Origin of the sequence: Streptomyces sp. NPDC005648 (genome assembly GCF_040605395.1) — a bacterium.
In the GTDB taxonomy this organism is placed as follows: Bacteria; Actinomycetota; Actinomycetes; order Streptomycetales; family Streptomycetaceae; genus Streptomyces.
In genome coordinates, this window is record NZ_JBEXCS010000014.1 from 54,595 (window position 1) to 69,816 (window position 15,222).

12 protein-coding genes are annotated in these 15,222 nt (G+C 69.2%); 3 read left to right on the forward strand and 9 right to left on the reverse strand.

The window, feature by feature from the left end; translation table 11 throughout:
* Window position 1: 1 nt before the first annotated feature.
* Both ABZT17_RS10930 and ABZT17_RS10935 read right to left on the reverse strand, forming a co-directional pair.
* Window positions 2-877 (reverse strand): alpha/beta hydrolase, encoded by an 876-nt coding sequence (locus ABZT17_RS10930; protein WP_356346552.1) that lies wholly within the window; start codon window positions 875-877, stop codon window positions 2-4.
* Window positions 878-992: 115 nt separating this feature from the next.
* Complete coding sequence (locus ABZT17_RS10935; protein WP_356346554.1) at window positions 993-1,541, reverse strand: LuxR C-terminal-related transcriptional regulator; 549 nt, start codon at window positions 1,539-1,541, stop codon at window positions 993-995.
* Window positions 1,542-1,560: 19 nt separating this feature from the next.
* Here ABZT17_RS10935 and ABZT17_RS10940 point away from each other — a divergent pair, with 19 nt between their 5' ends.
* Complete coding sequence (locus ABZT17_RS10940; RefSeq protein ID WP_356346557.1) at window positions 1,561-2,052, forward strand: AMP-binding protein; 492 nt, start codon at window positions 1,561-1,563, stop codon at window positions 2,050-2,052.
* 104 nt (window positions 2,053-2,156) lie between these two features.
* Here ABZT17_RS10940 and ABZT17_RS10945 read toward each other — a convergent pair whose 3' ends face one another.
* A complete protein-coding gene (locus tag ABZT17_RS10945; protein WP_356346559.1) occupies window positions 2,157-3,080 on the reverse strand; it encodes a helix-turn-helix transcriptional regulator in 924 nt (307 codons plus the stop codon).
* Window positions 3,081-3,253: 173 nt separating this feature from the next.
* Here ABZT17_RS10945 and ABZT17_RS10950 point away from each other — a divergent pair, with 173 nt between their 5' ends.
* Both ABZT17_RS10950 and ABZT17_RS10955 read left to right on the forward strand, forming a co-directional pair.
* Window positions 3,254-4,600 carry an aldehyde dehydrogenase family protein gene (locus ABZT17_RS10950; RefSeq protein ID WP_356346561.1) on the forward strand — a complete coding sequence of 449 codons (1,347 nt, stop codon included), beginning with the start codon at window positions 3,254-3,256 and terminating at the stop codon, window positions 4,598-4,600.
* A gap of 393 nt (window positions 4,601-4,993) precedes the next feature.
* Complete coding sequence (locus ABZT17_RS10955; RefSeq protein ID WP_356346563.1) at window positions 4,994-6,106, forward strand: alkene reductase; 1,113 nt, start codon at window positions 4,994-4,996, stop codon at window positions 6,104-6,106.
* Window positions 6,107-7,023: 917 nt separating this feature from the next.
* On the opposite strand, the gene ABZT17_RS10960 is transcribed toward ABZT17_RS10955, so the two are convergent.
* From ABZT17_RS10960 to ABZT17_RS10985, 6 genes are all read right to left on the reverse strand, one after another.
* Complete coding sequence (locus ABZT17_RS10960) at window positions 7,024-8,868, reverse strand: RICIN domain-containing protein (protein WP_356346566.1); 1,845 nt, start codon at window positions 8,866-8,868, stop codon at window positions 7,024-7,026.
* 39 nt (window positions 8,869-8,907) lie between these two features.
* Window positions 8,908-10,644, reverse strand: a complete 1,737-nt coding sequence (locus ABZT17_RS10965) for a trehalase family glycosidase (protein WP_356346568.1) — start codon at window positions 10,642-10,644, stop codon at window positions 8,908-8,910.
* 92 nt (window positions 10,645-10,736) lie between these two features.
* Window positions 10,737-11,561, reverse strand: coding sequence for a carbohydrate ABC transporter permease (locus ABZT17_RS10970; RefSeq protein WP_356346570.1), 825 nt, complete (start codon window positions 11,559-11,561; stop codon window positions 10,737-10,739).
* A 56-nt stretch (window positions 11,562-11,617) separates the two neighbouring features.
* Complete coding sequence (locus tag ABZT17_RS10975; RefSeq protein ID WP_356346712.1) at window positions 11,618-12,565, reverse strand: sugar ABC transporter permease; 948 nt, start codon at window positions 12,563-12,565, stop codon at window positions 11,618-11,620.
* 46 nt (window positions 12,566-12,611) lie between these two features.
* Window positions 12,612-13,859, reverse strand: a complete 1,248-nt coding sequence (locus ABZT17_RS10980; RefSeq protein ID WP_356346573.1) for an extracellular solute-binding protein — start codon at window positions 13,857-13,859, stop codon at window positions 12,612-12,614.
* A gap of 233 nt (window positions 13,860-14,092) precedes the next feature.
* Complete coding sequence (locus ABZT17_RS10985) at window positions 14,093-15,109, reverse strand: LacI family DNA-binding transcriptional regulator (RefSeq protein WP_356346575.1); 1,017 nt, start codon at window positions 15,107-15,109, stop codon at window positions 14,093-14,095.
* Window positions 15,110-15,222: the final 113 nt, after the last annotated feature.

The following is a 15,222-nucleotide window of genomic DNA, read 5'->3' on the forward strand; positions in this document are numbered from 1 at the left end:
GTCATGCCACCGCGTTCAGCAGGTCGGCCACCACCTCCGGCCTCTCCAGAGCGATGAAGTGGTCCGCTCCCGGCACCTGCGTGTAGTCGGCGTCGGGAAGCAACCTCCTGTTGGCCTCCCGGTCCGACGGGCGGGACCAGTCGTTCTCGCCGTAGACGAGGTGGACGGGGGCCTTGACCTCGGGGTAGCGGGAGCGGGCGGCGATGAGGCTGGGCATGTTCCGGTAGAGAGCGCGGGCGACGGTCGGGAAGCCGGGACGCCTGCCCGACTGGAGGAGTTCGTCCAGGTAGTCCTCACGGAAAGCGGTCTTGTCGCCGACACCGCCCTGCAGGATTCCGCGCAGGACCGGCTTGGGTTCCTGCTCGGCGATCAACTTGCCCACTCCTGGAGCGATGATCCCGCCGATCACCACACGCGCGAGGAGACTGGACCGGGCGATTCCGTCGCGGTAGTCGTACGGGTTCACCGAGACGACCCGCCGTATCCGTTCCGGCAGATCGGCCGCGGCGGTCAGGGCGAGCACGCCGCCCAACGACTCCCCGACCAATGTCACGTCGTGGAGGTCGAGTTCGGTCAGGAGCCGCTCGACGCCCGTGCGGAGCGCCGGCTCTTCGTACGACGCACCGGGCACGATCTCGGAGTAGCCCATTCCGGGCAGATCGAGGGCGTACACGGTGTACCGGTCCGCGATCAGCGGGATGAGGGAGCGGAAGTGCTCGGCCTGCGTGCGCAATGTGTGCAGCAGGATCAGCGGAGCCCCTGTGCCCGCCTTGAGATAGCGCAGGGTTCCCTCGCGGCTGTGTCCCGTTCGCGGGGAGAGGGTGTGACTGGTGGTCCCGGGAATGTGAATCGTGGGGCGTGGCTCCTGGGCGGGCATGTCTCTGCTCTCTCCTGTGGAACGGGGACGGGTGACTCGGGCACCGTCGAACTCGGGGGCGCGCAGCGGCGACCCTCACAGCCGCCCGCGGCACACAATGGAAAACCGATCGGTTTCATTCACCGTAAACCGATCGGTTTTCAAGCGCAACCCCACGCCGTGTGCGCGCGACGACGGGAGACCAGGGAAGCAACCCCTGCCGACGCGCCGCGACCACCGCCTCGAAGCGGGTGCTCGCGCCCAGCTTCCGCATCGCGCTGCGCAGATACGCCTTCACCGTTTCGGGCAGCAGCGACGGCCTGCGACCGGCTTCGGCTTTGCTGCAGCCCAGCGCCATCTGCGCCAGGACATCGAGTTCCCGGGGCGACAGTGGTGGGCCCGGTACGGAGGATGCGGCGGCGGGTTCGGCCAGTCGGTCGGCCACGCCCAGCAACTGACCGCGCAGGTCTTGGTCGGGCACCTGCTGGGCTATGCGCCGCAACTCGGCGTGAACCCGGCGGACTTCCTCCAGCGGAACGCCACATCTCCCCCCTTCGGCCCGGTCCCGCTCGGCCTCCAGCAGGCGCGGTCGGTGGTCGGCCTCGTCCCGGATGACCAGCTCGGCGGCAAGGCGCCGGGAAGCGTCGGCGACCGCTTCGGCCGCCCGGTCGCCGAAGCGGGCCAAGCCCGCGCCCGGGGAGGACATGCCCGACGACCAGCCCTGGCTGACCTTGGTCGCCGGAGGTACCCCCGAGGGCTCGGAGCTGTCCTCCCGTGAACTGCTCGCCCGGCACTCCGGCGACGAGCCTCAGGGCCGCCCGATCGCGACCGGCCCGGACGCTCCACTGGTCCTGCTGTTCACCTCGGGCACCACCGGCGCCCCCAAGGGCGTGCCCGTTCCCGTCCGGGCACTGGCCTCGTTCCGGGCGTGCCTGGAGTTCGGCCTCGACGTGCGCGAGGACGACGTGTTCTGGAACGCCGCCGACCCCGGCTGGGCGTACGGCCTCTACTCCGTGATCCGCGGTCGCCCCCGGCCACGGCGATGCGTCGAGGAACGGTGCGCAGCTGGTCGGCAGGCATGCCGACGCTCGCGCGCCCATCGCGATGGCGGCCGGTTCCGCCCTGCTCGCCGCTCTGGTCTCCGAGCCCTGGACCGCTCTCGTGAGAACGTCTGGGCGGCGCCCGAAGACCGGTAGCCCTGACCAGCACCTGGATGATGGCGTGCGCCCGCCGTCCGCCTCCTGAAGGCACCACTGACTGCACTCCCCGCGTAGGCAGGGAGTGCTACGCCCTCGCACGTTCAGCGAGTCCTGGTTGCCGGCGGCGCGCCCGTTCCCGCCCTGGTCGCGTCGGTGCCCCAGCTGGCCAGCAATCGTAGTGCCTCCGCGGACGGGGAACCGGGTTCGGCGTGGTACGTCGCCAGTGTCTGTTCGTGGTCGTCGGCCAGGTGGAACGACTCGAGGCGCAGTTCGAGTTCGCCGACGAGCGGGTGGTGCAGGCGCTGGATGCCGTGGCACCTGTCCCTGACGTCGTGGGCGGCCCACAGCCGCCTGAACTCCTCGCTCTTCACGGAGAGTTCGCCCACCAGCGCGGACAACCGGGGGTCGTTGGGATGGGAGCCGGCGTCCAGGCGCAGCTGAGCGACGACGTCGTTCGCTTTGTCCTGCCAGTCCACGAACAGGTCGTGGTACTCGGTCCTGAGGAACACCAGCCGCGCCCAGTTCCGCTCGCGCTCGGGCAGCTCGGCCCAGTCGCCGAAGACCGCCGCGGCCATCCGGTTCCAGGCGAGAATGTCCCCCCGCCGCCCCACGAGGATCGCCGGGCCGCCTTCCATGGTGTCCAGCAGCGTCCGTAGGGGGCTCCGCACGTGCTGGGTGCGGCCGGCCGGCTTCTTCTTCTGTTTCGGTTTCGCCAGGTGGGTGAGGTGGGCGTGCTCGGCGTCGCTGAGCCGGAGCGCGCGGGCGATGGCGTCGAGGACCTCCTCCGACACGTGCTGCCCGTTGCCCTGCTCCAGGCGCGTGTAGTACCCGACCGACACCCCGGCCAGCTGCGCCAGCTCCTCGCGGCGCAGCCCCGGCACCCGCCGGTGCCGCCCGAAGTCCGGCAGACCGACGTCCTCCGGCTTCAGCCGGGCCCGCCGGGTGCGCAGGAACTCACTGAGCTCGGCACGCGGGTCCAGAGCGCTGTCGGCGGCCTCGTACACCGGTTCGGGGTATTCGTCCATGCCTTCGAGTATCCACGGTCGGACGCACACTAGCCTGCCCAAGCCAGTGGTAGGCACAGCGGATGTACACAAAGCTGTGACCTGGGTGAATACCGGATCGTCCAGCACGCTGGGACCGTGCCCGGCTGGAAGGCAGCCGGGGCGTGGCTTGCATCAGGAACGGAGCACACCCCATGACCGCAACACAGGGGACCGAGTCGAGGACGCGCCAGGGTGACACGGCCGCGGAGGTGGTCGGCCGCCTTCGCGCGACGTTCAACACCGGCGTCACCCGCCCGCTGGACTGGCGCATCGACCAGCTTCGGCGGCTGCGGGCGCTGCTGGTCGAGAACGAGCAGGAGCTGATCGAAGCGCTCTGGGCGGATCTGAGGAAGAACGCCGCCGAGGCGAAGACGCAGGAGATCGACTTCACCGTCGCCGACATCGACGAGACGCTGGCGAACCTTGAGAGCTGGCTCCAGCCTCGCCCGCTAGAGGTTCCTGCCCACTTCGGTCCCACGACAACGGCCTACACGACGTACGACCCGCTCGGTGTCGTCCTGGTTATCGCTCCGTGGAACTTCCCGCTGCACCTGCTCATCGACCCCATCATCGGCGCACTGGCCGCCGGGAACACCGTGGTGGCCAAGCCGAGCGAAGTCTCGGTGCACACCTCGGCGGTGGCTTCACGCCTGTTGCGTCAGTACTTCGACGCCGACGTGCTCACCGTGGTCGAGGGGGGCGCCGAGGAGACCGCAGCCCTCCTGGCGCAGCGTTTCGACCACATCTTCTACACCGGCAATGGCACGGTCGGCCGGATCGTCATGGCCGCAGCCGCCAAGAACCTCACCCCGGTCACGCTCGAACTCGGAGGCAAGTCGCCGGTCTTCGTGGCGCCCGACGCCGACGTGGACGAGACCGCCAAGCGGCTGGTCGGCGCCAAGTTCGGCAACGCGGGGCAGCAGTGCATAGCCCCCGACTACGTCCTGGCCGATCCTGCCACCGCCGCCGCACTGGTTCCCGCCCTGCGCACGGCGGTCGAAGCCCAGTTCGGCACCAGCCCGCAGACCGCGCCCGACTTCGGCCGGATCATCAACGAGCGGCACTTCGACCGGCTCACCCGTCTGCTGGACTCCGGCCGGGCGGCGGTGGGAGGCCGGCACGACCGCGACGACCTGTTCATCGCACCGACCGTGCTCACCGATGTCGACCCCGCGTCGCCGGTCATGCAGGAGGAGATCTTCGGTCCGATCCTCGCCGTCGTGGAAGTCGCAGACCTCGATGCCGCCATCGCCTTCATCAACGAACGCGACAAGCCCCTCGCGCTCTACGCCTTCACCGAGTCCGAGGCCACCAAGTCGCGCCTCTTGAACGAGACCTCCTCCGGCGGCGTCGCATGGGGCCAGCCGGTGATGCAACTGCTCATGACCGGCCTGCCTTTCGGCGGCGTCGGTGAAAGCGGCATGGGCCGCTACCACGGCCGGTACTCCCTCGAGACGTTCAGCCACCTCAAGGGTGTCGCGGACGTCCCGCTCAGCTAGCCTCGCGCTTTCGAGAAGCAGGCTGTCCGACGGGCGATCGGCCGGCGGAAGTGCCTCAGTGCGGTGAGGGCGAGGATCGCTGAGATCGCCATACCCGCCACCGCCGCAATCGCGTTCCAGGTGAAGCCGTGTACCGGTCCTCTTCGCGGGGGCGCGTCGAGGGAGCCGGTCGCGGCGCGACCTGCAGACACCGATCCGTACCGGCTCCGGCGGGCAGTTGCGCTTGACCGGTGCCGACACCGACGCCGAAAGCATGCGGCTCTCACCGCGCTCGCCGCCAACACCACCCACACCCCGATCGCGGTCCTGGAACCGCGTCCAGGGACAGCGTGGACCCCCTGCAGCGCAGACCTCCATCCCGTTTTCCTCCGTATTGAAGAAAGAAAGAAACCCATGACCGCCGATATGTCAGAAGCTTCGCCCGTTCCGTCGCTTTTCTCCCCCGTCTCTCTCGGGAAGATCGAGCTCGCCAACCGCGTCGTCATGGCACCGGTAACCCGGGTCCGGGCCGGTTCCTCCGGCATTCCCGGAGACCTGATGGTCGAGTACTACCGGCAGCGGGCGAGCGTTGGAATGATCATCACCGAGGGCACCTACCCCGACCACGCGTCGCAGGGGTATGTCGGTGAGCCGGGCATCGCCACCGACGAGCAGGCGGCCGGCTGGCAGCGGGTGTTCGAGGCGGTGCACGCCGAGGGCGGCAGCATCGTCCTGCAGATCATGCACGCCGGCCGCGGCACCCACCCCGACATCAACGGCGGCCGCCGCATCCTCGCCCCCAGCGCGATCGCCATCGACAACAAGACGTTCACCGAGAAGGGCGAGCAGCCCTACCCCGTACCGGAAGCGATGACCACCACAGAGATCCGGGCAGCCGTGGCGGACTTCGCCGCCGCGGCCCGCCGGGCCATCGAGGCGGGAGCGGACGGCGTGGAAATCCACGGCGCCAACGGCTACCTGCTCCAGGAGTTCCTCTCCCCCGCGGCCAACCAGCGCACCGATGAATTCGGCGGCTCGCCGCAGAACCGCGCCCGTTTCGTCGTCGAGGTCGTCACCGCGGTCGCCCAGGCCGTCGGTGCCGAGCGGGTCGGGCTGCGGATCTCACCAGAGGTCGACCTCGGGGACGTCTTCGAGACCGACCGGGACGACGTCCTGGCCACCTACGGAACCCTGCTCGACCAACTGCGCCCGCTGGGCCTGGCCTACCTCTCCGTCCTGCACATCGAGCCGGGCGGCGACCTGGTACAGGAGCTTCGACGGCGCTTCGACGGCAAGCTGATCGTCAACAGCGGCCCCTTCGGGGGGCAGACCACCCGCGAGGAGGCGCACCAGCAGATCGAGGCCGGCCACGCCGACGCCGTGGTCGTGGGCCGGGCCCTCATAGCCAACCCCGACCTGGTCGAGCGCTGGCAGGGTGGCCACCCGGAGAACGAGCCGCGGCCGGAACTGTTCTACGGACCGGGCGCCGAGGGCTACACCGACTACCCCTTCCTCCAAACGGCCTGACGCCCACGGTCGCGCCTGTCCATGCGGCAGCCCCACTCCCCATGGACAGGCACCCGACCGGCGAGCCTGCGCCCGCCCTTTGGAGCCCGCGGTCACACCGGCGATCACCGGCTCGAGGACCGTCGGGTCCGTCAGGGCGTTGACACCCCTCAGGTTCCTGGTCAGCAGCCTGCGACCAGAAAGTACGGGACAGGATGTGGCGACCGGGGTACGCACCGGTCAACGCCGTCTGAGAGGCCGCTTCAGGCCTGTCGGATCGACGACCAGCAGCACTCCCGTTACCGCGCGACCTTGTCTCAAATGCGTCCGGCCGCGCGCTGCCGGGCCCTGAAGGCCCGCAGGTCAGTAGGCGGCAGACAGGAACGAGGACACTTGCAGTGGAGATTCGCCCCGGATTCGACTCGACAGTTTGTCATTCGGTGCACGTGGGCTCGGACCTGCGGAAATAAAGTGCGGCAGACGGGTTGGGCTGCACCCCGGGGTCAGTTGTCCACGTCGTACCACGAGCTCCCGCCCGACTGGGGCAAGGGCGGCGGCAGGGGCGCAGGGACGGGGATCACTCGGTCCGTGGTCTCGGTCGAAGACACCTCCAGGGCCGGGGCCCGGACCGTGGTGGTCGGTGCCGGCGCTACAGCGAAGGCGACCATCAGGGTTCCGACGATGACGGGGCCCCACAAGGCGCCGGCTCTCCGGGGATACATGTCATGGTGCGTCAATTGTGGTCCAGGGATGGTCGGTCCGACACGCGTGCTGCCCCCATGCCCCCACTGTCACAGGGACGACCGCACAAGGGAACCTTGAGAGTTAAAGTTTTCTGCCTCCTGTACAGATGCTTCACAATCGCTTGCCGAGTGCTTGAGCACGACGGCCGCCTGGTGGTGACACCGGGCGGCCGTCCATCCACTCGAAGCGAGTCGTCAGCTCTTGCCGGCGAGGCGCCAGATCTGGTTCTTCTTGGTGGCGAGGGCGCTCGCGGGATCGCAGGTCCACTGGTGGATCAGGGCGCCGGCCGTGGTGGAGACGTTGCTGACGTCGACGCACTTGCCGCTGTGGACGGCGACCAGTTGGTAGTCCTTGCTGTTGCCGAGCGCGGTGACGGGGTTGAGGGTGAACTGCTGGTTGGTGCCGCCGTTGCAGGTGTACTGGATGACGGCGGCGCCGTCGGCGGTGGAGGCCCCGGAGACGTCGAGGCACTTGCCGCTGAGCTCGTTGACCACGGTGTAGGTGTTGGCCTTGCCGCTGACCGGCTTGAGGTCGAGCATCTGCTGGTAGCCGCCTTCGCAGTACCACTGCTGGTACTGGGTGTTGTTGGCGGTGCTCAAGTTGGTGTCGTCCAGGCACTGGCCGCTGTTCTCGCTGACGGCGACGGTGGAGACGGTGGTGTTGGACGGCGGGAGCAGGGTGACGGTGTAGCCGTCCTTGGCGTTGGACCAGGGGATGCTGACCGAGGCCGCGTTGTTGCTGACGCTCAGCGTCGTGTCGGAGACCGTCTCCGGTCCGGCCACCGCGGCGCCGTTGTTGTAGGGGACGCGCTGGACGACCGCGCGGACCTGGCTGTTCTCCACGACCGACGTGGTGTTCAAGCCGGTGAGGTTGACGGTGACCGTCCCGGTGTTGCCGCTGCTGCCGAGCAGGAGCTTGGCGTTCTTCGCGGTGTTGTCCTTGACGGCCAGACCGTCGGTGCCGGTGCCGGGGACCAGGTTGACGATGTTGCCGGTCTGGGAGCCGTAGTAGCGGTACATGAACCACTCGCCCAGCGGCAGGTACTGGCCCGCGCTGTTCTTGGTGAGCAGGTTGGCCTCGTCGTCGTGCAGGCCGGTACCGGAGGCCCAGTTGCCGCGCAGACCGTCGGCTCCGGCGCGCTCCAGGCGGCCGATGAACCAGGCGCCGCCGCCCGGGGACTGCATGGACAGGGTGGCGTACTCGTTGATCTGGTACGGCCGTGTGTTGGTCAACCCGGCTGCCGCGAGGGTGGAGTTGGCGCGGCCGACGTCGCTGACCGGGTCACCCGGTTCGTCGTGCCAGCTGTAGATGTCGGGGGCGACGTTGTTGGCCTTGACGTAGTTCAGGTAGGTGGTCCACCAGGTGTTGGACGAGTTCGGCTGGCTCGCCGTGCTGGGCCCGACGATGAGCTGGTTCGGGAACGCGGCGCGCACCTTGGCGTAGAAGCGGGACCACATCTGCAGGTACTGGGCCTGTGAGGGCTTCCAGAAGCCGCTGCCGTCGGGCTCGTTCCACAGGTCCCACTCGACGGTCATGTTGTTGGCCTTGACGTCGCCTATGAGCTGGGTGACGAAGTTGTCGAACTGCGTCCAGTCACCGTTGTCGCCGGGCCAGCCCTGGGTGGTGGTGCCGTCGGCGCCCCACAGGTCGTGCGGGAGCAGGACGAAGGTGCCGCCGAGGGCCACCGTGCGCTTGTACTGCGCCAGGGTCGAGTTCCAGCGGGTCTGGTAGTCGGCGAGGCTGGTGGCGTAGCCGCCGCTGTTGAGCTGCGCGCCGCCGGCCCGCATGAAGTGCCACTTGATGTCCTTGAAGAAGTGGTCCTGCGGGAGCGATCCGTCCGGCGTCATGCCGTAGATCATTCCTGAGGCGTGGTAGGTGGGGGCTCCGCCCGCGGTGGCGAAGTCGACGGTGACGGCGGTGTCGGCGGCCCGGGAGGGGGCGGCGGGGATCAGGGTTGCGGCCGCGGCGGCCAGGAGGACTGCGACGGATGAGACGGCTCGGCGGGTGGTGGGTCTGGGAAGTGTCCGGGCTGTAGGCATGGTGCGGCTCCTACGGGGAGGGGTGAGAGGCGGCGCCGGTCAGCGACCGCCTCGGTGTGCGTGTGCTTCGGCCAGCAGGAGGTAGCTGCTGGCGGTCCAGGTGTAGGCGCGGTCGCGCAGGCCCGTTCCGGTGAGGGCGTCGAAGTTCTCGGCGAAGCCGTGGGTCTCGCACAGGGCGCGGAAACGGGCGCTGATGTCGTCCGCGAGCCGGTGGTGGCCGGCGCGGCGCAGGCCGTCCTCGACGAGGACGGTGGCGGGGGCCCAGATCGGGCCGCGCCAGTAGCCGTCGGCGAGGTAGTGCGGTGAGGTGGGCAGTTCGGTGGCCAGGCCGTGCGGTGTCAGATGCGCCTTGACGCGGTCGGCGAGGGCGCTGCCGATCTCGGCGGGCAGGTGCTCGCCGAGCACGACGGGCATGAGGTCGAGAAGACAGTCGCTGCTCCAGGTGTCCCCGGTGGCGACCGAGCGGGTAACGAATCTGTCGCCGGTCCAGAGCTGGTCGAGGAGTGCCGTCTGCGTCTCGGCTGCCGCGTCGGTCCACCGGAGTGCCTCGCCAGCCTCGCCCAACTCGGCTGCGAGATATGCCAGTTCACGCATCTGCAGGATCAGGAAGGCGCTGAGGTCGGCGGTGACGACGACGCGCTCGGGATCGAAGGTGGTGGCGTTGTCCCAGCCGCTGTCGTTGCCGTGCTGGTAGTGGGGAAGTGGGGCGCCCGGGGCTCGTCGGGCGGTGAGCCAGAAGTCGGTCCAGCGCTTCAACCGGTCGTACGTCTGCGCCAGTTGCTCCCCGCCGGGCGGCCTGGGCAGCCGTCGGCGCAGGTGGGCGTGGGCCCAGCCGTGGATGGGCGGTTTGACGAAGTTGTACAGGACCTCGGAGTGGGTCACCGAGTCGGGCAGGGCGCCGCTTTCGTCCTGATGGTCGAAGGGCAGGGCGAACTGGTCCAGGGCCAGTTCGGGACAACCGGGCGCCAGGGCCAGGGAGTTGAAGCAGTGGTCCCAGCTCCACACCTTGTCCATCCAGTGCTTGGACATCAGGACGGCCGGCCGGGTGACCAGACCCGTCGGCCGTACGGTCGCCGACCAGACGACGTAGGCGGCGAGTTCGGCGGCCGGCGTGGCGGGCGAACGCCAGGGGGCCACCGCGTCGAGGAAGGCGGCGAAGGAATCCCGCGCGGACTCCACCACCTCGTCGAAGTCCGCCAGGGACGTGTATGGCGGGCGGGAGGTGTCGAGTTCCTCGATCGCGAGCTCCCAGGTGCCCTCGGCGCCCCCGGTCACGGTGAGTCCGCGGTCTCCGGCGCCCAGGGCCTGGGATCCGGTCGTGCCCGCGAGAGTGCCGGACAGCACGGTGACGCGGTAACGGCGTCCGGTCTCGTACGACGTGAACACGTGCGCGTCCGCCGCCGAGTCGTGGAAGAAGTATGTTCCGCTGAACGGGGTGAGGCTGTGTGCGGCGGCGTGGACGCCGATGCCGACACCGCTCCCGCGCAGGCGGACGGTGTCCGGTGACTCGTAGGCGAGGTCGATGTGTCCGCTGTCGGCGTGCCACCTGAGCAGGCCTGGTGTCGCCTCGACGCGGGTGGGGGTGCGGTCGGCGGTGGCCGGGTCGAGAGGGGTCAGGCGCAGGACGGCGTGCATGCCGTTCTGGTGCGAGACGAGGTGGAGGTCCTCGGCGTACGTCTTCTCCGCCACCACGGGAGAGAGGTCGAACCAGGACCCGTAGGTGCTGAAGGGGATGTCTCGGACGGAGAAGGCCGGGCCGGAGAGGGCGGCGGTCATGAAGGCTGACTCGTTTCTGGAGCGGGAAGGCAGCGGTCGCTGACGTACTAACGGCTCGGCCGTCGTGAGGGGTTGTGGGGGCTCTTGCGGATTCAGTCCTTGACGGCGCCGGCGGTGACGCCCGCGGCGACGTAGCGCTGGGCCAGGACGAGGATCACCGCGGCGGGCAGCGAGGCGACGACGGCGGTGGCCATGATGGCGTTCCACTGCTGGTTGTTGTTGCCGATGTAGTGATAGATGCCGAGGGTGATCGGCTCGTGGGCGCCGCCGTTGACGAGGGTGCTGGCGAACACGAAGTCGGACCAGGACCACAGGAAGGCGAACAGGGACACGGTGACCACGGCGTTGCGGCTCATGGGCAGCACGACCGACCAAAAGGTGCGCAGTGCCTGTGCTCCGTCGACCTGTGCGGCCTGGAGCAGTTCGCCGGGGATGCCGGACATGAACGCGGTGAAGATCAGGACCGCGAAGGGGACGGCCAGGGTGGAGTCGGCGACGATCAGGCCGGGAACGGACTGGAGCAGGCCGAGCTGGAGGTAGATGGCGTAGAAGCCCATCGCCATGATGATGCCGGGGATCATCTGGGCGGCCAGCAGGACGAAGCTGAGGATGCCGCCGCCGCGCGGGCGCAGTTTGGCCAGCGCGTAGCCGGCGGGGGCGGAGAGGGCGACGGTCAGTACGACGGTGCCCAGGCCGATGACGAGGCTGGTGCCGAGGTAGGGCAGTTGCTCGTCAAGGACGGTGCGGTAGCCGGCCAGGGTCCCGTGCAGGGGCAGCAGGTCGGGCGGACTCTTGCGCATGTCCTGGTCTCGGGTGAAGGAGACGTTGACCATCCAGTAGACCGGGAACAGCATGATCGCGGTCAGCAGCACGCCGACGGCTGTCTTCCAGCGTGCCTTCACGGCGGGGCCTTTCATGACAGGGCCACTCATGACAGGGTCACTGATGCTGGGTGCTCTCATGCCAGGTGCTCTCATGACAGCGCCTGCTTCCGCTGCACCCGGACGTAGACCAGGCCGAAGACCAGCGCGGCGACCACGAGCAGGTTGCCGACGGCCGCGCCCGGGCCGAAGGCAGGCAGCAGGTTGCCGAAGCCGAGTTGGTAGGACCAGGTGGCGAAGGTGGTGGAGGAGTCCGCCGGGCCGCCCTTGGTCATGATCCAGATGATGTCGAAGACCTTGAGCGTGTAGACCAGGCCGAGGAGCAGGGTGATCGCGGACACCGGCCGCAGCAGCGGGAAGGTGATGCTCCAGAAGCGCCGCCAGGCTCCTGCCCCGTCGAGGGCCGCGGCTTCGTACAGGCCGGCCGGGATGGACTGCAGTCCGCTGTAGAGCACGACCAGGTTGAACGGGACCCCGATCCAGATGTTCGCGATGATCACCGAGGTGAGGGACCAGGACGGCGAGGTCAGCCAGTTCACCGGGTCGAGGCCGAGGGCGTGCAGGGCCGCGTTGACGATTCCGGAGTCGCTGTTGAGCATCCACGACCAGGTGGAGGCCGACACGATCAGCGGCAGCAGCCAGGGCACGAGGAACAGGGCGCGCAGGGTGGCCGAGAGCCGGAAGTGCTGGTTGAAGAAGACCGCGAGGGCGAGCCCGATGGCGTACTGGAAGAGCAGGCACACGGCGGTGAAGACGGCGGTGTGCAGCAGGGCCGGGGTGAAGGTCGGGTTGTCGAAGACGGTGCGGTAGTTGTCCAGGCCGGTGAACGGGGCGTCGCCCTGGACGAAGGAGCGGACGGTGTAGTCGCGCAGGCTGAGGTCGAGGTTGCGGTAGAGCGGATAGGCGTAGAAGAGGGCGAGATAGGCGGTCACCGGGGCGAGGAAGCCCCAGGCGGCCCACTGGGTGGAGGTGGGCCGGCGGCGCTTCCGGCGGCCGGTGGAGGGTGGGGCGGTAGCGGCCGCCCCACCGCGGACGGGCACGGACCGGTGGTCCGGCGGACGGGTCGTCTGCTTCACGGCGCTCACGTCACTTGGCCGCGGCCTGAGCGGAACTGAGCGCGTCCTTGGGCGACTTGGAGCCGCTGAGAGCGGACTGGACGGCCTTCCACATCTGCTCGGAGATCTTGGGGTACTTGGTGCCGAGGTCGTCGCTGGTGCGGCCCTTGGCCGACTTGACCGCCTGGACCCAGGGCTTGAGTGCGGGGTCGGCGGCGACCTGCTTGTCCTGGACCGCGTTGGTCGGGGCCACGTAGGACAGGGTGGTGTCGGTGGTGTAGAGGTTGTCGCCGCTGGTCAGGCAGGTCGCCAGCTGCTGGGAGGTGGCGTAGCGGCCGGTGTCCTTCTGGACGGGGATGGTGACGAACTCGCCGCCGGTGGGGGCCGCGGCGTTGCCGCCGTTCGCGCCGGGGATGGGCAGGACGCCGTAGTCGAGGCCGGCCTTCTTGGCGTTGGCGAGCTGCCAGGTGCCGTTCTCGCTGAACGCGTAGTCGCCGCTGGCGAACTCCTGCCAGCTGGTGGTCTGGGTGTTGTTGAGGACCGAGTTGGGGGCGTAGCCGTTCTTCAGCCAGTCCTTCCACAGGGTCAGCGCGGACACGCCCTGGGCGGAGTCGAGTTGGGTCAGCTCGGCACCGGCGCCCCAGAACCAGGGCAGGAACTGGAAGCTGCCCTCCTCCGTGCCGATCGCGGAGAAGGTGATGCCCTTCTTGCCGGCCTTCTTGACCTTCGCCAGGGCCGCCGTCAATGAGGTCCAGTCCTTGACGGAGGCGATGTCCACGCCGGCCGCCTTCAGGACCTTCTTGTTGTAGTAGAGGGCGAGGGTGTTGGCGCCGATGGGGGTGCCGTAGGTCTTGCCGCCCGACTGCCCGGCCGCCAGCAGGTTGGGGTCGACCTTCGAGGTGTCGAGCTTGTTGTCGGCGGTGGTGGTGAGCACGCCCGCCTCGGCGAGGGTGGACACCACGGGGTTGTCGACGATGAGGACGTCGGGCGAGTTGCCCTGCTGAGCGGCGAGGAGCGTCTTGTTGCCCAGGTCGCTGGTGTCGAAGCCGGTGCGCTTGACCTTGACTCCGGCCTTGGTGCCGCACTGGTCGAGCAGCTTCACCCAGGCCGAGCTCTGGTCGAACTGCGGGTAGGGGTCCCAGATGGTGTACGTGCCGCTGCCGGCGCCCTTGGTGTCGGTGCTGCCGGAGCCGGAGGAGCAGGCGGTGGCCGTGGCGGTGACGGCGAGCGCGGTGAGGGCGGCGGCGGTCAGACGGCGGTGTCTGGAGGAGCTGTTCATGGCGGGAGGTCCTTTGTTCTGGGCATACGGGTGCCGAGGCACGGGGTGGTGGGAGGTGAAGGGGCGGTGGGGCGTGAGGGGGTACGGGAGGTGAAGAGGGCACGCCTAGCAGCGCCGGTGGGCGGGCGGCGGGGCAGCGGGGCAGCAGGGCGGCGGGGTTACGACGTCAGGTGGCGGCGGCGGTCGGGAGGCCTGGCGGTATGTGACATACCACTGAAAATTTCAGTGCTATGTCACATACCACCGTGGCAAGGCCCAGTACTGGCCCGCAAAGAGATCGGCGGCGCGAGCAGATGATGCCGCGGCGGCGCGTCAGGCTGGTCGAGCCGTTCCACAAGCAGGTCGACGGCGCGCCTGCCCATCTCCTCCGCCGGTACGTCGGCCGCCGTGAGCTGCGGGGTCACCGTCTCCGCCCAGCGTCCGGCCACCACCCCGGTGACGGAGAAGTCGCGCGGCACATGGCGGCCGGCCTGGGCCAGGCCCCGATAGAGACCGCCGAGGGCGGCCTCGTTCAGGGTGACGAGGCCGGTGGTGGCGGGGTCGTCGTGGAGGATCTGTTCCAGGCAGGCCTCGCCCGATGCGGCGTCGTCGCCGCAGCAGTAGGTCCGCACGGTCAGGCCTCGTTCGGCTGCGGCTTTGGTGAAGCCGTCGAGACCGCGGTGGGCCGACTCGTATCCGGCCCGCATCAGTTGCTGGGGCCGGTTGACGAAGGCGATCCGGCGGTGGCCGAGGTCGGCCAGGTGATGCACGCAGGCCGCCGCGAGCGCGGTGTGGTCCAGGCCCACCCACCAGCCGCCCTCCGGATGGGCGGTGCGGCCGATGGCGACGGAGGGGAAGCCGAGGTCGGCCAGGTGGTCGACCCGGTCGTCCTCCAGCCTGATCTCCATGAGGATGGCGCCGTCGACCCGCCGCTCCCCCAGCAGCCGCTGGAAGGAGCGGTCGCTGTCCACGCCGCTCGGGGAGAGCAGGACGTCGTAGTCGTAGGCAGCGGCGGCCTCCACCACGCTGCCGATGAAGTCGAGCTGCATCCCGGTGTAGTGGTTGCCTGCCGGGGGGAAGACCAGGCCGATGGTGCTGGTGCGGCCGTTGGCGAGGGCGCGGGCGCTGGCGTTGGGGCGGTAGCCCAGCTCGTCGATGACCTCCTGGATCTTGCGGCGGGTGTCGTCCGAGACGGGGCGTTTGCCGCTCAGCGCGTAGGACACGGTGCTGCGCGAGACACCGGCCCGCCGGGCGATCTCACCGATGTTCATGAGGGCTCCTAGGTCGAACCGGTTCGCTGTGCGACCGATCGTCGAACCGGTTCGCGTGAAGTGAAGGTAGGAACGGCCCGAAGCCCTGTCAACACCTCGCGCGGCACTTCTTC